Source organism: Streptomyces sp. 4N509B (assembly GCF_052245655.1).
Taxonomy (GTDB): domain Bacteria; phylum Actinomycetota; class Actinomycetes; order Streptomycetales; family Streptomycetaceae; genus Streptomyces.
The window spans coordinates 61,718-83,290 of sequence record NZ_JBQQBZ010000019.1; the positions used below are offsets into that span (position 1 = coordinate 61,718).

General features: G+C 74.0%; 21 protein-coding genes. 10 read left to right on the forward strand and 11 right to left on the reverse strand.

Annotated features, from left to right (window positions below; translation table 11 throughout):
* Positions 1-55: 55 nt before the first annotated feature.
* Entirely contained in the window at positions 56-634 is a 579-nt protein-coding gene (locus ACTWP5_RS18470; RefSeq protein ID WP_443222097.1) for a DUF1648 domain-containing protein, read from the forward strand.
* Here ACTWP5_RS18470 and ACTWP5_RS18475 read toward each other — a convergent pair.
* Both ACTWP5_RS18475 and ACTWP5_RS18480 read right to left on the reverse strand, forming a co-directional pair.
* Positions 531-1,577: a nucleotidyl transferase AbiEii/AbiGii toxin family protein gene (locus ACTWP5_RS18475; RefSeq protein ID WP_443222098.1), complete on the reverse strand. Its 1,047-nt coding sequence runs from the start codon at positions 1,575-1,577 to the stop codon at positions 531-533. The genes ACTWP5_RS18470 and ACTWP5_RS18475 overlap by 104 nt on opposite strands.
* Entirely contained in the window at positions 1,574-2,152 is a 579-nt protein-coding gene (locus tag ACTWP5_RS18480) for a type IV toxin-antitoxin system AbiEi family antitoxin domain-containing protein (protein WP_443222099.1), read from the reverse strand. Before ACTWP5_RS18480 ends, ACTWP5_RS18475 begins: the two co-directional genes overlap by 4 nt.
* A 281-nt stretch (positions 2,153-2,433) precedes the next feature.
* On the opposite strand from ACTWP5_RS18480, the gene ACTWP5_RS18485 reads away from it, so the two are divergent.
* A complete protein-coding gene (locus ACTWP5_RS18485; RefSeq protein WP_443222100.1) occupies positions 2,434-3,000 on the forward strand; it encodes a hypothetical protein in 567 nt (188 codons plus the stop codon).
* A 59-nt stretch (positions 3,001-3,059) separates the two neighbouring features.
* Here the strand turns inward: ACTWP5_RS18485 and ACTWP5_RS18490 are convergent, their stop codons facing one another.
* Positions 3,060-3,929 (reverse strand): helix-turn-helix domain-containing protein, encoded by an 870-nt coding sequence (locus ACTWP5_RS18490; RefSeq protein ID WP_443222101.1) that lies wholly within the window; start codon positions 3,927-3,929, stop codon positions 3,060-3,062.
* A complete protein-coding gene (locus tag ACTWP5_RS18495) occupies positions 3,922-4,695 on the reverse strand; it encodes a peptidoglycan-binding protein (RefSeq protein ID WP_443222102.1) in 774 nt (257 codons plus the stop codon). Before ACTWP5_RS18495 ends, ACTWP5_RS18490 begins: the two co-directional genes overlap by 8 nt.
* A gap of 618 nt (positions 4,696-5,313) precedes the next feature.
* On the opposite strand from ACTWP5_RS18495, the gene trpS reads away from it, so the two are divergent.
* From trpS to ACTWP5_RS18510, 3 genes are all read left to right on the forward strand, one after another.
* Complete coding sequence (gene trpS, locus ACTWP5_RS18500) at positions 5,314-6,342, forward strand: tryptophan--tRNA ligase (protein ID WP_443222103.1); 1,029 nt, start codon at positions 5,314-5,316, stop codon at positions 6,340-6,342.
* A 296-nt stretch (positions 6,343-6,638) separates the two neighbouring features.
* Positions 6,639-7,220, forward strand: a complete 582-nt coding sequence (locus ACTWP5_RS18505) for a 2'-5' RNA ligase family protein (protein ID WP_443222104.1) — start codon at positions 6,639-6,641, stop codon at positions 7,218-7,220.
* A gap of 162 nt (positions 7,221-7,382) precedes the next feature.
* Complete coding sequence (locus ACTWP5_RS18510; protein WP_443222105.1) at positions 7,383-7,667, forward strand: putative quinol monooxygenase; 285 nt, start codon at positions 7,383-7,385, stop codon at positions 7,665-7,667.
* Positions 7,668-7,698: 31 nt separating this feature from the next.
* On the opposite strand, the gene ACTWP5_RS18515 is transcribed toward ACTWP5_RS18510, so the two are convergent.
* Positions 7,699-9,099, reverse strand: coding sequence for a D-alanyl-D-alanine carboxypeptidase family protein (locus tag ACTWP5_RS18515; protein WP_443222106.1), 1,401 nt, complete (start codon positions 9,097-9,099; stop codon positions 7,699-7,701).
* Between the two features lie 196 nt (positions 9,100-9,295).
* On the opposite strand from ACTWP5_RS18515, the gene ACTWP5_RS18520 reads away from it, so the two are divergent.
* On the forward strand, positions 9,296-10,783 hold the full coding sequence (locus ACTWP5_RS18520; RefSeq protein ID WP_443222107.1) for a metallophosphoesterase: 1,488 nt from the start codon (positions 9,296-9,298) through the stop codon (positions 10,781-10,783).
* A 208-nt stretch (positions 10,784-10,991) separates the two neighbouring features.
* A complete protein-coding gene (locus tag ACTWP5_RS18525; protein ID WP_443222108.1) occupies positions 10,992-11,465 on the forward strand; it encodes a carboxypeptidase-like regulatory domain-containing protein in 474 nt (157 codons plus the stop codon).
* A 70-nt stretch (positions 11,466-11,535) separates the two neighbouring features.
* On the opposite strand, the gene ACTWP5_RS18530 is transcribed toward ACTWP5_RS18525, so the two are convergent.
* The 5 genes from ACTWP5_RS18530 to sdhC all read right to left on the reverse strand — a co-directional run bounded on the left by ACTWP5_RS18530 (position 11,536) and on the right by sdhC (position 16,546).
* Positions 11,536-12,915, reverse strand: coding sequence for an FAD-binding oxidoreductase (locus tag ACTWP5_RS18530; protein ID WP_443222109.1), 1,380 nt, complete (start codon positions 12,913-12,915; stop codon positions 11,536-11,538).
* 147 nt (positions 12,916-13,062) lie between these two features.
* Positions 13,063-13,857, reverse strand: a complete 795-nt coding sequence (locus ACTWP5_RS18535; protein WP_443222110.1) for a succinate dehydrogenase iron-sulfur subunit — start codon at positions 13,855-13,857, stop codon at positions 13,063-13,065.
* Entirely contained in the window at positions 13,857-15,662 is a 1,806-nt protein-coding gene (gene sdhA, locus ACTWP5_RS18540) for a succinate dehydrogenase flavoprotein subunit (RefSeq protein ID WP_443222111.1), read from the reverse strand. Before sdhA ends, ACTWP5_RS18535 begins: the two co-directional genes overlap by 1 nt.
* A gap of 55 nt (positions 15,663-15,717) precedes the next feature.
* A complete protein-coding gene (locus tag ACTWP5_RS18545) occupies positions 15,718-16,161 on the reverse strand; it encodes a succinate dehydrogenase hydrophobic membrane anchor subunit (RefSeq protein WP_443222112.1) in 444 nt (147 codons plus the stop codon).
* Between the two features lie 4 nt (positions 16,162-16,165).
* Entirely contained in the window at positions 16,166-16,546 is a 381-nt protein-coding gene (gene sdhC / locus ACTWP5_RS18550; RefSeq protein WP_443222113.1) for a succinate dehydrogenase, cytochrome b556 subunit, read from the reverse strand.
* A 634-nt stretch (positions 16,547-17,180) separates the two neighbouring features.
* On the opposite strand from sdhC, the gene ACTWP5_RS18555 reads away from it, so the two are divergent.
* Positions 17,181-17,798, forward strand: a complete 618-nt coding sequence (locus tag ACTWP5_RS18555; protein ID WP_443222114.1) for an RNA polymerase sigma factor — start codon at positions 17,181-17,183, stop codon at positions 17,796-17,798.
* Between the two features lie 96 nt (positions 17,799-17,894).
* Here ACTWP5_RS18555 and ACTWP5_RS18560 read toward each other — a convergent pair whose 3' ends face one another.
* The gene (locus tag ACTWP5_RS18560) at positions 17,895-18,053 is read right to left on the reverse strand and encodes a hypothetical protein (RefSeq protein WP_443222115.1); all 159 of its coding nucleotides are present in this window, start codon (positions 18,051-18,053) and stop codon (positions 17,895-17,897) included.
* A gap of 135 nt (positions 18,054-18,188) precedes the next feature.
* On the opposite strand from ACTWP5_RS18560, the gene ACTWP5_RS18565 reads away from it, so the two are divergent.
* Together ACTWP5_RS18565 and ACTWP5_RS18570 are read left to right on the forward strand one after the other, a co-directional pair.
* Entirely contained in the window at positions 18,189-19,970 is a 1,782-nt protein-coding gene (locus ACTWP5_RS18565) for an acyl-CoA mutase large subunit family protein (RefSeq protein WP_443222116.1), read from the forward strand.
* A 69-nt stretch (positions 19,971-20,039) separates the two neighbouring features.
* Positions 20,040-21,458 (forward strand): DUF6716 putative glycosyltransferase, encoded by a 1,419-nt coding sequence (locus ACTWP5_RS18570; RefSeq protein ID WP_443222117.1) that lies wholly within the window; start codon positions 20,040-20,042, stop codon positions 21,456-21,458.
* Positions 21,459-21,573 lie beyond the last annotated feature (115 nt).

Below are 21,573 nucleotides of genomic sequence, written 5' to 3' on the forward strand. Positions count from 1 at the left end.
GCGGCGGGCGGACGGAGCCGGGCCCTCGCGGCGCGCTGGCGGAAGGAGACGAGGCGTGACGAGCGGCACCACGGCCTGGCGGGTCGGACGGCCGTGGGTGTGGCTCGCGCCGAGCCTGCTCCTGCTCGCCGCCATGACGGCCTGGGGCGTGGTGCGGTATCCGGAGTTGCCCGAGCGGGTGCCCGAGCACATCGGCGTCGACGGCGTCGACGCCTGGGCGGACAAGAGCGTGGGGAGCGTGTTCCTGCCGGTGTTCGTCTACGCCCTGGTCACGGTGGTCGTCGTGGCCTGCGCGGTGGGGGCGGCGCGCGTCACGCCGCTCGACGAGCTGCCCGAGCCGGAGCCCGGGGAGCGGTGGGCGAAGGCCACCTCGACGACGAACGGCCGTCCGGCGAGCGCCGCCTCGGCCCGGCGCCTGGTCAGGGCACTGCTCGCGATGAACGTCGCGTTCGGGCTCGCCTTCCTGCCCCTGTGCTGGACCCAGTGGCGCACCACCCAGACCCCCGACGTCCCGGGCTGGATCCTGCCCGTCACGCTCGTGGCGTTCCTCGTGTCCCTGGCACCCCTGGGCGTGGCGTGGTGGCGCGACGCGGAGGAGCGGTCGGCGAGCCGGACGGAACGTCTGAGACCCTGAGTGCCTGTGCCCCGCTGGCTCGTGGCGCCCACACCCGATGCTCGGCCGCCCAACGCAGGCCGCCCACCGTGCCCGTGAGTGCCGGATCCGCGAACGCCGCGACGTCCGCGAGGACCTCGGCGAAGGACCGAGGTAGCTCGACACCCCTGTCCTGTTTGCGTGCCCACACGGCCCATCGGCGCTGGGCGAGCGGGGGGAGCGTCTCCAGTTCGGGCAGGAGAGCACGCAGCCTCACCCCCCGATGACGCGCGACAGCCTCCAGGGCCGCCGCCAGCTCGTGGCCGTCAGCGTCGTGCCTCTGCGCGAGCTGGTACACGTCGGCGAAGTCGCGCCACCGCGTGTTGGCCTCGCCGCGTTCCAGCATGGTGACGATCTTCTCTGCCCGCACCATGGCTAACGGGTATCCGAGCAGCGTCAACGTACCGCCCCGCAGGCGCGGGACCTCGATCGTCTGGGCCTCGGGCACGACGGGATCGCCGACGTTGACGTCCACGTGGAACGCCATGCGGGCGCTGGCCAGTTCGACGGGCATCGTGACCCGTACGCCGTTGTACTCGTCCTCGTCCCTGATCGCCTCGGCGAGTGCCTGAGACGTGCCGAACACCACCCCGTCGTCGATCGTCCGCGAGGCGACGTCGCACACCGCGCGGAGGACGGCGTCGGGCGTCGCGGAGAGGCGGTCGGCACGGAGGTCCACGTCGCGGGTGGGTCGGCGCATCTCGTAGGCGGCGAGGAGGACTCCGCCCTTGAGAACCAGGCGGTCAGCGTAGGCCGACCGGGAGAGGCGGTCGAGGAAGCACTCCAGAACGTAGAGCAGGTGCAGTTCCTGTGTCGGACGGCCGGTGCGTCGGGCCAGGTTCTGGAGGTCGAGGTAGACGCGGCCGGCTTCCGTGGCGCGAGTGGGACGGTCAGGGCGGGTGGGACGGGTGGGGCGAGTGCTCAAAGGAGGATCTCCAGTGCGTGACGCAGAGGTTTACCCGCCCGTGGGAAGTACCGCGCCACCGCCAACAGGTCGGCTGGGTGGTTCCCCGAACGGCGGAGCCAGGCGCGGAGCGCGGCCGCGGCGAGTTCGGGGCCTTCCTGGTGACGCAACCGAAAGGCGTCGACGATGCTGCGCTCGGCGCTGTAGACGCCGACATGCTCTCCTGGGCCCACGCGCAGCACCTCGCGTCCCACGGTGAAGGTCTCACGGGCGAAGTGGTGCCAGCTGATCGGCGCCCGGGACTGGGGTGTCCTTCGCCCGCGTGGAATCGCGATGTCGATCGTCGCGGGGATCTGGTCCGTCAGGCCGTGGTGCGCCAAGGCCGATGCCAGACACAGAGTACCGTCCGGAGCACGCTGAGCAACTTCGAGGAGATCCAGATCCACCATCGGGTCCGCGTCCGCCCGCCGGTAGAGCCCTCGGGAGAACCGCTCGACCGTGCCCTCGGCCAACAGGTGGCGTAGGCGTCGATCCGAGAGACCGAGGTCGTGGGCGTCGACGTAGCGAAAGGTCGCCGGCAGGGCGTCACTGTCCATGGGGCTGCTTCCCACCTCGGGCCTTCCTCGGTGCGGCGGAGGAAAACGTACACACCTAGGGTACATCTGTAGACGTTTTCCGTCGCATGGGCCGAGCCGCCGAAGGGGGCACCTCGGTGCGGCGGCCCCGGGCGCGCGGGCGGGGAGTCGGGGTGACCCGTGACGGCGGTCTCGACGTCGCGTCGTAGGGAAACGCCGGGGAAACGGCGTGTCGCGTTGGCTCGGTCCCGGTGGGTCGGCCGTCGGGGTCGGCCCTCGGATCGAGACTGAGGAGACACGCGATGCGTGGACGACGACTGCGTCGGGCGGCGCTGCTGCCGTCGCTGCTGGTGGCGGCGGGACTGGGGCTGGCGGGAGCGGCCTCGGCCGTCGCGGGCACCGGGTCCGGGGCCGGGGCCGGCTCCGGTGCCGACGACGGGGGCGGCGCTCCCGTCGGCCAGGCCGACGAGCAGCGGGACTTCGACGCGATGATGCGGGAGTTCGCCGAGTGCCTGCGGGCGAACGGCATGGAGGTCGCCGACCCCGAGCCCGGCCAGGGCGTCGCGCTCAACGGCGACGGCCAGGACCCGGCCGTCGTGGAGGCCGCGATGGAGGCGTGCCGGGAGTACGACCCGGCCCACTGGGAACAGGAGCCCATCGCCCCGGAGATCGAGGCGGCCCTCCGCGACTACTCCGCCTGCATGCGCGACCACGGCGTCGAGGACTTCCCCGACCCCGTGCCCGGCGAGGGACTCCAGCTCGACGGCGCGATCGAGCAGGACCCGGACTTCGACGCGGCCGACGAGGCGTGCGCCGCGCTGCTGCCGGAGGGCGGCGGCGAGCGCGGCACCCACGAGGTGACGGAGTGAGCCTCCGGCGGTGAACGCGTCCGCTGACCGGGCCGTCAGGGCGGGCCCGAACGGCCCGGTCAGCGGGTGCAGCGCTCGGTGCCGTCGGCGAGGGTGGCGCAGGCGCGGGCCCGGGTCAGCTCGGCCGGATCGTCGACGCCGACCATCATCGTGAAGACGGAGGCGTTGGCGGCGGACTCCACCGGCTCGCGGCGGCCGTCGGAGGTCTCCACCCACACGACGTCCCCGGGTCGGGCGTCCGCGAGACGGGCCCACACCGCCTGACAGCGGTCGCTGGCACGCAGCTCGACCGTCCGGCCGCCCCCGGCGTCGCGCGTGGCGAGGGTGCGGGCGTTGTACCAACAGAGGACGTTCGGGTCGCCGCCCGTGCAGCTCACGCCCTGACACGAACCCGTCGGGCTCGCGCTCGCGCCGGGGCCCGACGTGGGGTTCGACGACGCGACCGGGCTCGACTCGGGGTCGTGGACGACGTAGCCGAGGGTCGCGAGCAGGCCGACGGTGGCGGCGACGGCCGCGCCCGCGAGGACGCCGGTGCGGGGGCGACGGCGTCGCCGCGCCGGCCCCGGGGGCGGCGCCGACTCCGACGAGGGGGGAGAAGACGCCGGCGCCGGCTCCGGCTCCGGTGACGGGTCCGGCGGCGGGGACACGGGAGCGGCGTCGCGGGCGCGCCAGGCGCGTTCCGCCAGCTCCCACAGGGCGACGAGCATGGCCGGCTGCTCCCCGCCGAGCCGTGCCAACGCCGCCACGGCCTCGCGCGGCGGCAACGTCTTCCCGTTGAGGTACCGCTCCCAGGAGGACTTGCTGAAGCCGGTCTCGGCCGCGAGCGCCGCGTAGCTGAGGCCCGTACGCCGCTTCAGCGCACGGAGCTGCTCGCACAGGTGCCGTACCTCGGGCTCCGGCTGGAACTGTGGCCCGGGCACCTCAGCCATCGCGCAGCGCCTCCCAGGTCATGGGCCCGACGATGCCGTCGGCGGTCAGGCCCGCCTCGCGCTGGAACTCGATGACGGCCGCCTCGGTGAGCGAACCGAAGAGGCCGTCGACGGGGCCCGGGTCGATGCCGTGTCTGAGCAGCAGGCACTGCACCTCGGCGACGGCCGGGCCGGCGGACTGGATGCCGAGCAGCTCGGTCATCGTCGTGCTGTTCCCGGAGTAGAGGCGGCCCTCGCCGCGGAGGTTCTCGCAGGGGTAGGTCGACGGGGAGGCGCCCGAGGCCACGGGTGTCGGATCGCTCGGCTCACCGGGCTGGGAGGACGCGGTGGGGCCGGCCCCGGCGGTGTCCTCGTCGCCGGAGTCCCAGGGTTGGAGGAAGAGCAGCGTCGCGGCGGCCACCGCCACCGCGACCACCAGGGCGGGAGCCAGCAGCGCCCACCTCCGCCGTCCGCCGCGCGGCGCGTCGGGCGGCGGGGCGGGGGCGAAGGCCCCCTCGTCGCCGACGCCCTCGCCGTACTCCCCGCCGGGAACGCCGTCCGCTCCCGGCGGGGGGAGCTGCGAGGCGGGGAGCCGTGCGGCGGCCACCTCCCACAGCGCCAACAGCGGCTCCGGCTCGGTCCCGGTGACCCGCGCCAGCGACTCGACGGCCTGTCTCGGCGGCAACGCGGCCCCGTTGAGGTACCGTTGCCAGGCCGAGCGACTGACGTACGTCTTCCTCGCCAGGGCCGCCAGGCTCAGCCCGCTGTGGTCCTTCAGTTGACGCATACGCACGACGAGCCGCTGGGCCTGGGGATCCAGTGACTCCGGCAACGACTTCCAACGTGACATGACCCACCCCGGTCCGTCCGTAGTCCGCGCCACGCCCCGTGGCGCGGTGTTGCTCCTGATCTCATCCGCTCGATAGCACGCGGAGGGGCGGCGGTTCCCGTGCGGCGTGCGCGCGGTGGGACTTCCGGCCATCCCCGCGTCCCGCGACGTCCCACCGGCCACCGCGTTGGTGCAGCTCAGCGACGTGAGCGTCCCGCGATGTCCCCGGCTGGCCAGCGGCTATGGCCATGTCCTGATTCGCCCGCCCACGATGGTGGTGCCCCGGGAGGGAGCGATCCACCCCTCGCTCTGCCCGGGGCGCCGCACGCCGTTCCACCGCCAGGCGCCCGGTCCGTCCCTTACGGGGGTGGGGACAGGCCGGGCGTCCACGCCTCGCGGGTGCTCGGGACGTTGCTCGGGACCGGTGCGCGGGACCGGTGCGCGGGTGGCGCGGAACGGGTGCCGGAGCGGTGTCGGACGGGTGCGGGAAGGGTGCCGGCGCGGTGTCGGACGACTGCGGGACGGGCACGCGCAGAGGGGTACGGGGCGCGCCGCGGCGCCTGAGAGAATGGCCGCATGGCCACCCAGCACACCACCGAGCGACTGCGTACGTTCTCCGGCATCCAGCCCACCGCGGGCTCGTTCCACCTGGGCAACTACCTCGGCGCGGTCCGCCAGTGGGTGGCCCTCCAGGACACCCACGACGCGTACTACTCCGTCGTGGACCTGCACGCGATCACCATCCCGGGACAGGACCCGGCCGAGCTGCGGGCGTCCACGCGGCTTGCGGCGGCCCAGCTGCTCGGGGCCGGCGTCGACCCGGACCGGTGCACACTCTTCGTCCAGAGCCACGTCCCCGAGCACGTCCAGCTCGCCTGGGTGCTGAACTGCCTGACCGGCTTCGGCGAGGCGTCGCGCATGACGCAGTTCAAGGACAAGTCGGCCCGCCACGGGGCGGACGGCACGACGGTCGGCCTCTTCACCTACCCCGTGCTCCAGGCCGCGGACATCATGCTCTACCACGCGGACCACGTGCCCGTCGGCGAGGACCAGCGGCAGCACATCGAGCTGACCCGGGACATCGGGCAGCGCTTCAACGGCCGGTACGGCGAGACCCTGACGCTGCCCGAGGCGTACATCCTCAAGGAGGCCGCGAAGATCTTCGATCTCCAGGACCCCTCGGTCAAGATGAGCAAGTCCGCCTCCGCGGCCAAGGGCATCGTCTGGCTGATGGACGAGCCGAAGACGTCGGCGAAGAAGTTCCGCAGCGCGGTCACCGACACCGACACCGTGATCCGGTACGACCCGGAGGCCAAGCCCGGCGTCAGCAACCTGCTGACGATCTACTCGGCGCTGACCGGGGAGAGCGTGGCCCAGCTGGAGGAGAAGTTCGCCGGACGGCTCTACGGGGCGCTCAAGACGGAGGTCGCCGAGGTCTTCGCCGAGTGGGTGGAGCCGTTCCGCAGCCGGACGCTGGAGTTCCTGGACGACCCGGCGGAGCTCGACGCGATCCTGCGCAAGGGCGCGGAGAAGGCCCGCGTGGTGGCGGCCCAGACGCTGCGCGAGGTCTACGAGCGGGTCGGCTTCCTGCCCGCGGCGCCGTAGGGCGGCGGGCGCGGCCGTGGGCATGGGCGTGCGACGGCTGGGCGCGGCCCTCGCCCGTCACCCGTCGGCCGGCGACCGTTGCCGAACCGGGCCCGGAACCGGAACCGAGGCCGGAACCGACGCCGGAGCCGGAGCCGGGGCGGAGCCTGGACGGAGTCGTGGTGGTGCCGTCATGGGACTGTGGCGGTGAATGTCTGGAGGTGTGACGGGTGTGTGACGTCCATGGCTCGCCTTGCGCGCCTCCTCCCGGCACACTGACAGCCGGGCCGCAAACGGGGCGAGGAGGTAGATGAGCTGTGGGGACCGTCACGCTCGGCGTGTCCATCGCCGTTCCCGAGCCGCACGGCGGCCTGCTGCAACGCTGCCGCCTGGGCTTCGGTGACGCCGCCGCCGCCGTGATCCCCACGCACGTCACGCTCCTGCCGCCCACCGAGGTCGACGCGGCGACGCTTCCCGAGATCGTCGATCACCTCGCGGCCGTCGCCACGGCGGGGCGGCCGTTCCCGATGCGGCTGTGCGGCACGGACACCTTCCGGCCGCTGTCGCCCGTGGTCTTCGTCCGGGTCGTCGAGGGCTCCTCGGCCTGCGGCTGGCTCCAGGAGCGGGTCAGGGAGCCCGGCGGGCCGCTGGACCGCGCCCTGCCGTTCCCGTACCACCCGCACGTCACGGTGGCGCACGGCATCGCCGAGGAGGCGATGGACACCGCGCAGGAGGCGCTCGCCGACTACGAGGCGACGTGGACGGCGGACGGGTTCGCGCTCTACGAGCAGGACGGGTCCGGCGCGTGGCGGCAGCAGCGGGAGTTCCGCTTCGTGCGCCGGTCGAGCCCGGCGGAGGAGTCGAGCGAGGCGGCGGGGCCGCTGATGCGCGCCCGCTAGACGCCTCCCCCCGCGTCCGAGCCGTCCGAGCCGTCCGGCCGATGAGTCCGGCGTGCCGGCTCGGTCTGTCCTCCCGAGTCAGGTGGCCGCGGGCGCGAGTGGTCGTGCCGCCCGTGCTCGCCGGGGCGAGCGGCCGCCACCCGAGGAGGAAGAGGAGGGGCCGTGATCATCATCGCCGGGAAGGTGTGGGTGGACGCCGCCGAGCGTGACGCCTATCTGGCCGGATGCGGGAAGGTCGTCGAGCAGGCGCGGGTCAGCGCCGGATGCCTCGACTTCGCCCTGTCACCCGACCCGGTCGATCCGGGGCGGATCAACGTGTACGAGCGGTGGGAGAGCGAGGCGGACCTGGCGCGTTTCCGTGGTGCTGGGCCCGAGCCGGCGCAGGCGGCCCGCATCCGGGACGCCGAGGTGGCCCGGTACCTGGTCTCGGGCGTCGAGGCGCCGTAGACGAGCCGCCGAGCCCGGTCGCGTGGGCCGGCTACGGCTTCGCGCCGTTCGTGCCGTTCGCACCGTTCGCACCGTTCGCGTCGTTCCCGTCGTCCGTGCCGCGACGCGCGCCGTCCTCGCTGCCCCCGCCGTCCTCGCCGTCCTCGGGCCGCGGCGGCAGCGGGCGGGGCGTTCCCGACGGCCCCGACGGCCCCGGAGTTCCCGACGTCCCCGGCGTTCGGGACGTGCGCAGGGCTGCCAGGGCCAGCGGACGGCGGCGGTGGAAGACGTACGCGCCGGCCGCGACCGCAGCGAGGCCCGCGGCCGTGGCCGCCAGCACGACGCCGCCGGCCGGGCCGTCGTCGTCCTCGGCGGCAGCCGAGCCGTCGCCGCCGCCCACCGCGTTCGCCGTGCCGTCGCGGCCCTCGGGCCCGCTGGCCGACTCGGCGCCGCCCGCGTTCTCGATCTCGCTGAGCGGCGGCACCAGCTCCCCGACCGGCTCGGCCCGCCCGGCCGCCTCGAAGCCCCAGTCCAGCAGCGCCGCCGCCTGCCGGTAGACCTCCAGGCCGTCGTCGCCCCGGCCGCTGGGGTCCATCACGGTCACCAGCACCGTCCGGCCCTCGCGCTCGGCGACGCCCGTGAAGGTGTAGCCCGCGTTGGAGGTGTATCCGTTCTTGATGCCGGCGATGCCCGGGTACGGGTCGAGCCCCGGGGCGCCGACCAGCAGGCGGTTGGTGCTCTGGATCTCGTACGTCTCGCGCTTCGCGCCCCGGCCCTGGCCGGGGAAGTCGTAGCGCGGCGTCGAGACGTAGTCGCGGAAGTCCTCGTTGCGCAGGGCGGCGCGGGCGATGAGGGTCAGGTCGTAGGCCGAGGAGGTCTGGCGGCGGGCGTCGTAGCCGTCGGGGTTGACGACGTGGGTGTCGTGGGCCTGGAGCTCCTCGGCCCGTTCGTTCATCGCGGCGACCGTCTTCTCCCTGCCGCCGTTCATGGCCGTCAACGCGTGGACCGCGTCGTTGCCCGAGGCGAGGAAGACGCCGTGCCACAGGTCCTCGACGGTGTAGGTGTGGCCGTCGGAGATGCCGACGGCGCTGCTGCCGGCGCCCATGTCGACGAAGTGCTCCGGCTTGGCGAGGTACACCTCGTCGGGCTCGAACTCCGTCAGCAGGGTGTCGGCGAAGAGCATCTTGATCGTGCTGGCCGGGGCGAGCGGCCAGTGCGCGTTGTGCGCGGCGAGGACCTCGCCGCTCTCCGCGTCCGCCACGATCCACGCCTTGGCGGAGAGGTCCCTCGGCAGCCGAGGGACGCCGTCACCCGCGTGGACCTGCGTGCCGGAGCGGCCGAGCAGCTCGCCGCCGATCTCGGACATGTCGGCGGGCGGCTCGTCGGGCGCCGCCTGGGCCGGAACACCGAACAGGACAGGACCCAGGACCAGCGCGAACGTGGCGGCGGTCACCCCGGCGCGGCGGAGCGCGCGTGGCGTGCGTACGGGAGTCCGACAAGCGGACGAGCGACTGAACGGCACAGAGTGAACTTACCTGTGCCGGGCCGCGTCCACGCCTGTGAGGGCCGCGCCAAACCGGTGAGGGGCCGTCAGAGGGTGTGTCCGATACTTGGACGTACGCGGCGCACCACCCGTTGGAAGGAACTTCATGGTCGTCATCTTCGCCACCGTCGTCACCGCTCTCGTGGGCGGCATCCACTGGTACCTGTGGAAACGGCTGGTGCGCGACGTGTCCGTGCCGGGTGGCTGGTACCGGCGGGTCGGGACGGTCGTGATGATCGTGGTGCCGCTGCTGGTGACGATCACGATCGCGGGCGCGCAGATGGGTCTGCCGTTCGAGCTGCGGCAGGTCGTGGCGTGGCCCGGCATGTACTGGTTCGGATCGCTGCTCTACCTGGTGCCCTGCCTGCTCGTCGGCGAGGCGCTGCGCCCGCTGCTGCTGCGCCGGATGCGTGCCGCCGCGGGCGGGGAGAAGGGTGGCGAGACGGGTGCGGAGCCGGGCGGTGCGGGGGAGGCCGCGCGGGCCCCGCGGGCCGCGGACGCCGCCGCGCCGCTGCCCGAGCCGGCCGTCGCCGGGGCCGGTGCGGCGGGCCGCGCGGCGTCGGGTGGCGCGGGGCTGCCCGAGCGGGGGAAGGCCCGTGCGGGCGACGAGGCGTCGGAGGGGGCCTCGGAGGACGGGGCCTCGGAGGACGGGGCGTCGGCCGATGGCTCGAACGCGGGCGGATCGAACGCGGGCGGCTCCGGCGGAGCGGACGCCGGCGAACGGGACGGTCGGGGCGGCCGGGACGGCGGGGAGCCGAGCGCCGCGGAGCTCAGCCGGCGGCGGCTCGTGGCGCGGGGCGTCGCGGTGGGCGCCGGCGTGGTCGCGGCGGGCACGATGGGCTACGGCACCTACGCCGCGCGGCGGCTGCGCACCAAGCACGTCACCATCCAGCTGGCGAAGCTCCCCCGGGCCTCCCACGGGTACCGGATAGCGGTGGTCAGCGACGTCCACCTCGGGCCGATCCTGGGCCGCTCCCACTGCCAGCGGGTCGTGGACGCGCTCAACGCCACCCAGCCCGACATCGTGACCATGGTCGGCGACCTCGTCGACGCCGAGGTGGACGACCTGCGCGCCGCCGCCGAGCCGCTCGCCCAGATCCGTTCCCGCGACGGCTCCTTCTTCGTCACGGGCAACCACGAGTACTACGTCGACACCGAGGAGTGGATCGCCCACGTCCGGGAGCTCGGCCTCGAACCGCTGGAGAACGAGCGGCGCGAGCTGCCGTACTTCGACCTCGCCGGGGTCAACGACCTCGACGGCGAGGGCAGCGACCACGGCGGGCCCGACTTCGAGGCGGCGCTCGGGGACCGCGACCGGCAGCGCACCGCCGTGCTCATGTCGCACCAGCCGGCCACCATCCACGACGCGGTCGACCACGGGGTGGACCTCCAGCTGTCCGGGCACACCCACGGCGGGCAGCTGTGGCCCGGCACCCTCCTGGCGGGGCTGGTGAACCCGACTGTGGCGGGCCTGGAGAGCTACGGCGACACGCAGCTGTACGTCAGCCGTGGCGCCGGCTCCTGGGGGCCGCCGGTCCGGGTCGGCGCCGATCCCGACATCACGGTGATCACGCTGGCGTCGCCGGAGGCGTGATCCCCAGCGGACCCCTGTCCGCTCCCTCGTCCGCTCCCCCGACCGTGCCCGTGCCCGCGCTTCTCGCTGGTCGCTCGGCCCATTGTTCGGTTTCTGTCCCAATCACCTCGGTAGCTCAACTCTTTGCCCCGTTCAGGTGTCGTAGATAACGGTCAGGGCACAAACTGACAGCGTGGTGGAAACAGGGGAGCGAACGAGGAGCGTGGGGATGGCGGACTCCCTCTCACACGGCGAGCAGTGGAACGAGGAGCAGGACACGGGCACGGTGGCGGAGACGACGGCTGTGGAGACGACGACGGCGGCGCCGGACGGGACGGCGGCGGGCGGTTCGGTGGCGGGCGAGGCGGTGACAGGCGAGCCGGCGGCGCGGCCCGCGGCCGAGGTGGTGGTGGACGCCGAGACGGAGGCGGCGGCGCTGGTGATCCGGGGGATGGTGCGGGACGCGCTGGGCGTGGCGCTGCCCCGGGCGGTGGTCACGCTGACGGGCGCGGAGGGCGGCCGGCGCCTGGCGAAGACGCGGAGCGCGGCGGACGGCGCGTTCACCGTGACCGCGCCGGGCCGTGGCGAGTTCCTGCTGGCGGCCACGGCGCCGCAGCTGGGCAGCCAGAGCGTGACGGTCCGGCTGACGGGGCGTCCCGTGGAGGTGGAGTTCCGTATGCCCGTGCCGGGACACCTCGACTAGGCCGGACAGGGCCCAAGGCGGGGTCGGTCCGGGGCGCTGGCGTCGCCCGGGCCGGGCGCGGTCGGAGGAGTCAGAGGACCTTGCCGGGGTTGAGGATGCCCAGCGGGTCGAAGACCCGCCGGATGCCGCGTTGGAGCTCCAGCACGTCGGGGCCGAGCTCACGCGCCAGCCAGTCGCGTTTGAGCACCCCCACCCCGTGCTCGCCGGTGATGGTGCCTCCCAGTTCCAGGCCCAGCGCCATGATCTCGTCGAACGAGACGCGGGCCCGGCGCGTCTCCTCCGGGTCGCCGGCGTCGAAGCAGACCGTGGGGTGGGTGTTGCCGTCGCCCGCGTGCGCCACGACGCCGATCGTCAGCGCGTGGCGGTCGGCGATCGCGGCCACGCCGTCGAGCAGCTCGGCCAGCCGGCTGCGCGGCACGCACACGTCGTCGATCATCGTCGTGCCCGTCACGGCCTCCAGCGCGCTGAGCGCGGAGCGGCGCGCGGCGAGCAGCTGCTCGGACTCGGCCTCGTCGTCGGCCGGCACGACCTCGCTCGCGCCCGCCGCCCGGCAGAGCTCTGCGACGGCCGCCAGGTCCTCCGCCGGATCGGGGGTGTCGAAGCCGGCCAACAGCAGCGCCCGCGTGGACTCGGGCAGGCCCATGCGAGTGAGGCGGTTCACGGCGGCGATGGTGGTGGCGTCCATCAGCTCCAGCAGTGACGGGGTGTGGCCGGCGGCCATGATGGCGGCCACGGCCTCGCCGGCCGCGGCGGTCGAGCCGAACTCGGCGGCCAGCACCAGCTGCCGCGGCGGCGCGGGCCTCAGCGCCAGCACGGCGCCGACGACCACGCCGAGGGTGCCCTCGGAGCCGACGAACAGGCGGGTCAGGTCGTAGCCCGCGACGCCCTTGGCGGTCCGGCGGCCGGTGCGCAGCAGCCGCCCGTCGGCGAGGACCACCTCCAGGCCGAGGACGTACTCGGCGGTGACGCCGTACTTCACGCAGCACAGGCCGCCCGAGCCGGTGCCGATGTTCCCGCCGATGGTGCACTGCTCCCAGCTGGAGGGGTCGGGGGGATAGCTCAGGCCGTGGGCGGCGACGGCCTTGGACAGGGCCGCGTTGACGACGCCGGGCTCGACGACGGCGACGCGGTTGACCGGGTCGATCTCCAGGACGCGGTCCATGCGGACCAGGGAGATCACCACGCAGCCGTCGACCGCGTTGGCCGCGCCCGACAGGCCGGTGCGCGCGCCCTGCGGCACCACGGGCACCCGCAGCTCGCTCGCCGTGCGCAGCACGTGCTGGACCTGCTCGGTGGTGCGGGGCAGCACGACGACCGCCGGGGAGCCGGCCGGGCAGAAGCTCGCCATGTCGTGCGCGTAGGAGGCGGTGACGTCGGGGTCGGTCAGGACCGCCTCGGCGGGCAGGCCCTCGCGCAGTCGGGCCACCAGCCCGTGGTGCTCTCCTGTCACCCTGCCACTGTGACACCGCGCGTGCCGCGAATGAAGCCCCGCGACGCAGGTCAACCAGGGGATCGGCGCCGCCGTGGGCCGGGCGTGGGGGGCGGCCGGGGCCGCGCGGCGCCTCCTCGGGCGGGTCCGGCGGGCCTCGGCGGCGTCTCAGAGCTGGCGGGTGACCAGGGCCCGCTTGACCTCCTGGATCGCCTTCGTCACCTCGATGCCGCGCGGGCAGGCGTCCGTGCAGTTGAACGTCGTGCGGCAGCGCCACACGCCGTCCCGGTCGTTGAGGATCTCCAGGCGGCGCCGGGCACCCTCGTCGCGCGAGTCGAAGATGAAGCGGTGGGCGTTGACGATCGCCGCCGGGCCGAAGTACTGCCCGTCGTTCCAGTACACCGGGCAGGAGGAGGTGCAGGCGGCGCAGAGGATGCACTTGGTGGTGTCATCGAAGCGCTGCCGCTCGGCGGGTGACTGGAGCCGCTCGCGGATGGGCTCGTTGCCCGAGGTGACGAGGAACGGCATCACGTCGCGGTACGCCTGGAAGAACGGCTCCATGTCCACCACCAGGTCCTTCAGCACCGTCATGCCCTTGATCGGCTCGATGGTGACGGGCCGTCCGGCGCCGCCCTTCGCGCGGAGGTCGGCGATGTCCTTGACGAGGGTCTTGCAGGCGAGGCGGTTGCGGGCGTTGATCCGCATCGCGTCGGAGCCGCAGATGCCGTGGGCGCAGGAGCGGCGGAAGGTGAGGGTGCCGTCCTCCTCCCACTTGATCTGGTGGAGCGCGTCGAGGACCCGCTCCCTGGGGTCGATGCGGATGGTGAAGTCCTGCCAGCGGGCCTCGGCCGCCACCTCGGGGTCGAAGCGGCGGACGCGGAAGGTCACCGTGGCGAGGTGGTCGGCGGCCTCGTCGGGCGGGGCGCTCTCCTCGGGCGGGGTGGTGTCGGCGGGTGCGGTCATCAGTAGCTGCGCTCCATCGGCTGGTAGCGGGTGACGACGACGGGCTTGTACTCCAGCCGGATCGACTCGGTGCCGGCGGCGCCGTCCGTGGCGTCCGCGCCGTCCGCACCCCCGGCGCCCACCTCGCGGTACGCCATCGTGTGGCGCATGAAGTTGACGTCGTCCCGGTGCGGGTGGTCCTCGCGGTAGTGGCCGCCGCGCGACTCCTTCCTGGCCAGGGCGGACGTCACGAGCACCTCGGCCAGCTCCAGCAGGTTCCCCAGCTCCAGCGCCTCCAGCAGCTCGGTGTTGTACCGGCGGCCCTTGTCCTGCACCGCCACCCCGCGGTACCGACGGCGCAGCTCCCCGATGTCCGTCAGTGCCTGCTTCAGGGTGCCCTCGGTGCGGAACACCATGGCGTTGGCGTCCATCGTCTCCTGGAGGGCGCGGCGGATGACGGGGACGCGTTCGCCGCCCGTGGAGGAGCGCGTCCGCTCCACCAGCTCCGCCACGAACGCCTCGGGACGCTCGGGCGGCTCGACGAGGGGGGCGCCCGCGGCGAACTCGGCGGCGGCGATGCCGGCGCGGCGGCCGAAGACGTTGATGTCGAGGAGGGAGTTGGTGCCCAGGCGGTTCGCGCCGTGCACGGAGACGCAGGCCACCTCGCCGGCCGCGTACAGCCCCGGCACCACCTCGGTGTTGTTCGCCAGCACCTCGCCGTGGACGGTGGTGGGGATGCCGCCCATCGCGTAGTGCGCGGTGGGCTGGATCGGGACGGGGTCGGTGTACGGCTCGATGCCGAGGTACGTCCTGGCGAACTCGGTGATGTCGGGAAGCTTCGCGTCCAGCTGCTCGGGCGGCAGGTGCGTCAGGTCGAGCACCACGTGGTCGCCGTCGGGGCCGCAGCCGCGGCCCTCGCGGATCTCGGTGTAGATCGAGCGGGAGACCACGTCGCGGGAGGCGAGGTCCTTCATCACCGGCGCGTACTTCTCCATGAAGCGCTCGCCGTGCCGGTTGCGCAGGATGCCGCCCTCGCCGCGGGCGCCCTCCGTCAGCAGGATGCCCATCCGCCAGATGCCGGTGGGGTGGAACTGGAAGAACTCCATGTCCTCCAGCGGCAGGCCGCGGCGGAAGCAGGCGGCCTGCACGTCCCCGGTGAGGGTGTGGGCGTTGGAGGTGACCTTGTAGAACTTGCCGTTCCCGCCGGAGGCGAAGACCACGGCCCGGGCGCGGAAGACGTGCAGCTCGCCCGTGGCCAGCTCGTACGCGACGACGCCTGCCGCGCGGCCCTCGCTCAGCAGCACGTCGAGCACGTAGAACTCGTTGAAGAACTCCACGCCCTCCCTGACGCAGCTCTGGTAGAGCGTCTGGAGGATCATGTGCCCGGTGCGGTCCGCCGCGTAGCACGAGCGACGCACGGGGGCCTCGCCGTGGGCGCGGCTGTGGCCGCCGAAGCGGCGCTGGTCGATGCGGCCCTCGGGCGTGCGGTTGAACGGCAGGCCCATCCGCTCCAGGTCCAGGACGGCGGTGATCGCCTCCTTCGCCAGGATCTCGGCGGCGTCCTGGTCCACGAGGTAGTCGCCGCCCTTGACGGTGTCGAAGGTGTGCCACTCCCAGCTGTCCTCCTCGACGTTCGCCAGGGCGGCGGCCATGCCGCCCTGGGCGGCGCCGGTGTGGGACCGGGTGGGGTACAGCTTGGTCAGCACGGCCGTGCGGCAGCGCGGGGTGGCCTCGATGGCGGCGCGCATCCCGGCGCCGCCGGCTCCGACGACGACGACGTCGTAGGTGTGGTGGTGGGTGGTCGGGGAGGGGGTGTGGCTCTGCATGGGGGCGGCCCCTGGCGAACGGTCCGTGAGCGGAAGCGGGATCAGCGGACGGGGATCAGCGGAGGTTGGGATCGAAGGTGAGGATCACCAGCGTGCCCAGCAGCACGGTGAAGCCGGTGGCGACGTAGAGGAGGGCCTTCAGCCACAGGCGGGTGGCGGTGTGCTGGGCGTAGTCGTTGACGATGGTCCGCAGGCCGTTCGCGCCGTGCAGCAGCGCGAGCCACAGCATGATCAGGTCCCACGCCAGCCAGAACGGGGAGGCCCAGCGGCCCGCCACGTACGCGAAGCTGACCTTGCTGACGCCGCCGGCGAGCACCAGCTGGACCACGAGGTGGCCGACGACGAGCAGGACGAGCAGGACGCCCGACAGGCGCATGAAGAGCCAGCCGTAGAGCTCCGCGTTGCCCCGGGTGACGCTCGGGGTGCGGGAGGTGCGGGCCCGGGGCGGCTCCAGGAGCGGGGCGGGGTGCTCCGGCGACGGGGTGTGGGTGGCGGCCATCGCGTCAGCTCCCGAACATCTCGCGCAGGGCGTGCCCCAGCACCGGGTACGCGGCCAGCGCCATCAGCACCGCCCACACCCCGACGACGGTCCACAGCATCGAACGCTGGACGCGCGGCCCCCGGTCCCACAGGTCGACGGCCGCGACGCGCAGCCCGTTGAGCGCGTGGAAGAGGACGGCGGCGACCAGCCCGTACTCCATGAAGGCCACGATCGGCGTCTTGTACACCGCGATCGTGTCGTCGTACGCCTCGGGCGAGACGCGCACCAGCGCGGTGTCGAGCACGTGGACGAAGAGGAAGAAGAAGACCAGGACCCCGGTGACGCGGTGCGCCACCCAGGACCACATGCCTTCCCGGCCGCGGTAGAGCGTTCCTGCCGGCACGGTCGAACCCTTCGAGCGGTCTTTCCGGGCCGGCCGTCCCACGGGGTGCGCCGGCCGGACCAGGGCCGGATCTGTCACCGACCGCGGTCATCGTATCGACGAGGAGTGACAATCGGGCCGTAGAGCGCGCCGGGTCCGGGGGAGTCCGCGTGGACGCCGCGCGGACTCCGCGCGCGTTCCGGCCATCCGGTGGCCACGAGACGGTCCGGATTTTCGGCCACAATCCCGGGCAGACCTGCGGACAGCTCCCCGCGCGGACGGGATCCTGACGCGGCCCGGACGATCGCTCGGGCCCTCGCCCGCCCCGCCCCGACCCCTCCCCGCCCGGCCCCGGGCGGTCCCGGCCGGAAGGCCCGGCGAGCAGCCAGGGCCGCCACCCCCCACAGGAGAGACCCCGGCTGCCGCCGTCACGAGCCCAACGGGGCGCGGGCCCGTACTCCCTACAGCGCTACGAACCCCGAACGCGTTACCGAGCGGATACGTCCGGATGCGCCATGGACGGGAAAGGCTTCTGACGCGTAGCGTTCCAGCAGGTAAGACGCACAGTCACCAGTCGACCAAGTGAACCGTTGCCGGTAGGGAACCGTTACCAGCTCTGTGACGATGCGGCCAGCCGCAGAGGGGGGAGCCGGGAGTGCAGGGAGCAGACAGCGAGCTCAGTGCCGCCGTGCAGGCGGCCCAGGGGGGAGACGAGGCCGCGTTCTCCCACATATTCCGGACCGTCCACCCCCGGCTGCTCGGCTACGTCCGCACGATCGTCGCCGACCGGGACGCCGAGGACGTCGCCGCGGAGGCCTGGCTGCACATAACCCGGGACCTCGCGCGGTTCAGCGGCGACGCCGACCGCTTCCGCGGCTGGACCGCCAGGATCGCCCGCAACCGCGCGCTCGACCACCTGCGGGCGCGCGCCCGGCGGCCCGCGGAGGTCCACGTGGAGGAGGCGGCCCTCGCGGAGCTGCCCGACGGCGCGGACACCGCCGAGGAGGCGATGGTCTCGCTCGCCACCTCCCGGACGTTCAACCTGGTGCGTTCGCTGCCCCGTGAGCAGGCGGGCGCCGTCGTCCTGCGCTCCGTCATGGGCCTGGACGCCCGGCGGGCCGCGGCCCTGCTGGGCTGCCGCCCGGGGGCCGTGCGCACCGCCCAGCACCGGGGTCTGCGCCGGCTGGCCCAGCTGATCGTCGCGGACCTGCCGGACTGCGTCGCGGAGCGGCTGCCCGAGCATGTAACAGAAAACGGCGCCCCGACGCTGTAAGAAGCAAGGCCGACTGGTCATCGGCCGACAGGGCGCCCGAGGTCCCCCCCGTACCTCGGGGACGCCCGAGGCGCGGGCGGGGCGGCATCTTTCCCCCTAGCCCCGCCCGCGCGCTTCCTCTCCGACCGCGCCGCCGCGCTCCGTCCGGTCGGCGTCCCGCCGGCTCGGGCCGTCCGAGCGCCCTCGGCGCAGGCCGCGGCCGTCGGGCGCGGCCCCGTCCCGTTCTCCGCCGCCGTGCAGGTGCGTCTCGGCCACGTCGCGCCACCTCCGCGCGCACGTCTCGATACAGTCCGTGTCGAGGGTGGGTGGGGCGGTGCGCGGGCCGGGAGCGACGGGCCGGGGCGCGCCGCCGCGACGGGCGGGCGGCCACGGGACGGAAGGACGGGCGGGATGGCGCGCGAGTCCGAACGCGAGGCACCCGGCGCGTCCGACGCGTCCGAACCGTCCAGCGCACCCCACGCGTCCGAGGCACCCGAGGCACCCGTCGAGACGGAGTCCGGACTGCCCGTCGAGCCGGTCTACGGGCCCGAGGCGCTCGCCGGCTTCGACCCCGAGCGGCAGCTGGGCCGGCCGGGGGAGTACCCCTTCACCCGCGGCGTGTACCCCACGATGTACCGGGGCCGGCCCTGGACCATGCGTCAGTACGCCGGCTTCGGCACGGCCGCCGAGACGGCCGCCCGCTTCCGGCGGCTCATCGCCCACGGCACCACGGGCCTGTCGGTCGCCTTCGACCTGCCCACCCAGATGGGCTACGACTCCGACGCCCCGCAGGCCCGCGGCGAGGTCGGCCGCGTGGGCGTCGCGATCGACTCCCTGGCGGACATGCGGACCCTCCTCGACGGCATCCCGCTGGAGCGCGTCTCCACCTCGATGACGATCAACGCGCCGGCCGCGCCGCTCCTCCTGCTCTACCAGCTTGTCGCCGAGGAGCGGGGCGTGGACCCGCGCGCCCTCACCGGCACCGTCCAGAACGACGTGCTGAAGGAGTACGTCGCGCGCGGCACCTACATCTTCCCGCCGGCCCCCTCGCTGCGGCTGGCCGCCGACGTCCTGCGGTACTGCCGCGACGAGCTGCCCCGGTGGAACAGCATCTCGGTCTCCGGCTACCACATGGCCGAGGCCGGCGCGACGCCCGCGCAGGAGGTCGCGTTCACCCTCGCCAACGCCCTGGCGTACCTCGACGCCGCGCGCGAGGCCGGGATGGACGTCGACGAGGTGGCGCCCCGCCTGTCGTTCTTCCTGGTGGCGCGGACCACGCTGCTGGAGGAGGTCGCGAAGTTCCGCGCCGCCCGCCGGATCTGGGCGCGGCTGACGCGGGAGGAGCTCGGCGCCCGCGACCCCCGCTCGTGGCGGCTGCGCTTCCACACCCAGACGGCCGGCGTGCAGCTGACCGCCCAGCAGCCCCGGGTCAACCTCGTGCGCGTCACCGTGCAGGCCCTGGCGGCGGTGCTGGGCGGCACCCAGTCCCTCCACACCAACGCCTACGACGAGGCGCTCGCCCTGCCCAGCGAGGCCGCCGCGCGGCTCGCGGTCCGCACCCAGCAGGTGCTCGCCCACGAGACGGACCTCACCGCCACCGTCGATCCGTTCGCCGGCAGCTACGCCGTCGAGGCCATGACCAACGCCATGGAGAAGGCCGTCGAGGAGCTGATGCGGCGGGTCGCGGAGCGGGGCGGGGCCGTCGCCGCGATCGAGCAGGGCTTCCAGAAGGAGGAGATCGAACGGGCGGCGTACCGCGTGACCCGGCAGGTGGAGGAGGGCGAGCGCGTCGTCGTCGGCGTCAACCGCTTCCGCGACGGGCGGCCGGCCGGGCACGAGGCGGTCGGGGCCGACGGAGCGGCCGGGGCCGACGCGGACGCCGATGCCGCAGAGCCCGTCGGGTCTGCCGAGGAGGAGCCGTACGTGCCGCTGCGCGTCGACCCGGCGATCGAGCGGCGGCAGGCGGCGCGCCTGGCCCGGCTGCGCGCCGAGCGCGACGCGCGTGCCGTCGGCGCCGCGCTGGCGGCGCTGCGCCGGGCGGCCGCCACCGAGCGCGAGAGCGTGCTGCCACCCATGAAACGGGCCCTCGCCGCGCACGCCACGGTCGGCGAGGTGTGCGACGCGCTCCGCGACGTCTGGGGTGTCCACGAGCCCCCTGACCGGGGGCGGGCGAGGGGAGTTGGCGCGACGTAGGCATGCTGTTAACTGTTTGTTGTGACCCCGTTGGCCCGAGGATCGGCCGTGATGCCTACCTTTTTGTCCGTGCCCGACCCATCCCCCACTCCACTGCGCGTGGCTGTGCTGGCGGATTCCGACACCCGGTGGAAGTGGGGCGCGCTGACCGCGCGCCGGCTGGCGCCCGAGGCGGCCGTACACGGCTTCCTGCTCCACGGACGCGCCACCCCCACCGCGAGACAGCTCCAGGAGACCGGAGCGACGGCCGAGGAGCTGGAGGAGATCGACGCCGCCGCCTTCCTCGCCGAGCTCGGCAAGCGGGCCCACAGCGGCACCCGCGGTGAGGGCCGGGAGCCGTTCGACCTGCTGGTCCTGTCCTGCGTCGGCGGCACCGTGCAGGCGATGCTGCACGGCCTGGCCCGCGCCTGGCGCACCGCCGACCGCCGGCCCGTCGTCGTCACCGGATACGTCGGCGTGGTGTACGAGAAGCTCGCCGACGGCCTGCTGCTGCGCCACGGCGCCGACATCGTGCTGGCCAACAGCCCGCACGACGCGGAGCGCTTCCGCGCCGTCTACGACGGCGTGGGCGCCGACAGCTCCGCCGTCACCGAGTGCGTGCTGCCGTTCCTCGGCGGCAGGTCGTACGACGCGGGCGCCGTCGAGCGCGGCGAGCGCCCCTTCCGCGTCGTCTTCGCCGTGCAGCCCTCGGTGCCCGACAGCCGCGTGGACCGCGCGTACCTCCTGCGGCGCGCCATGGAGCACGCCCGCCACCACCCGGACCGCGAGGTGGTGCTGAAGCTGCGCAGCAAGCCGGGCGAGCACACCACGCACGTCGAGGAGCTGCCGTACCAGCGCCTCGCCGAGCGCGCCAGGGACGAGCAGCCGCCCAACTTCCAGCTCGCCTACGGCAACATGGGCGAGGTCCTCGACGGCACCGACCTGCTGGTCACCGTCTCCTCCACCGCCGCCCTGGAGTCGCTCCAGCGCGGCATACCGACGGCCGTCCTCACCGACCTCGGCGTGCGCGAGCCCCTGGGCAACCACTACTTCATCGGCTCCGGCTGCCTGGCCTCCTGGGACGAGCTCGACGACGGCCACCTGCCGCGGCCCGACGCCGCGTGGCTGGCGGACCAGGGCCTGGACCTCGGCGGCCAGGCCGGGCGGGGCACGGGCGGGGCCGTGGACGGCGAGGACGTCGGCGAGCAGGGCTTCGCCGCCGCGCGCGGCCGGCTGGCCGGGCTGCTGGAGTCGGCGAGGAAGGCGGGCCTGCCCCCGCTCACCCCCTTCTACACGGTCCGCACCGCCCCCGGGTACCTGCCGCGGATCCTCGCCAGGCACGGCCTGGACCCCAAGGGCGAGCCCGTCGCGCCCGCCGCGCAGCCCACGGGTCCCACGGCCGGGCTGCGCCGCGCCTCCCGGCGCGTGCTGCGCAGCACGGCGCGCGGCGCGTACCGCGCGGGCGTGCAGCGTGTGGCGCCTCTCATAAGGCGGTGGGGGCAACTGTGACAGCCCCCCGGGTGTCCAAGGAGAGGACGAACGGCGAGAGGACGACCAGGGACACGGCCGATCCGATCGCCGCACCGTTCCTCCAAGCGACCCCCGGGGTGATCCTCCGTGTGGG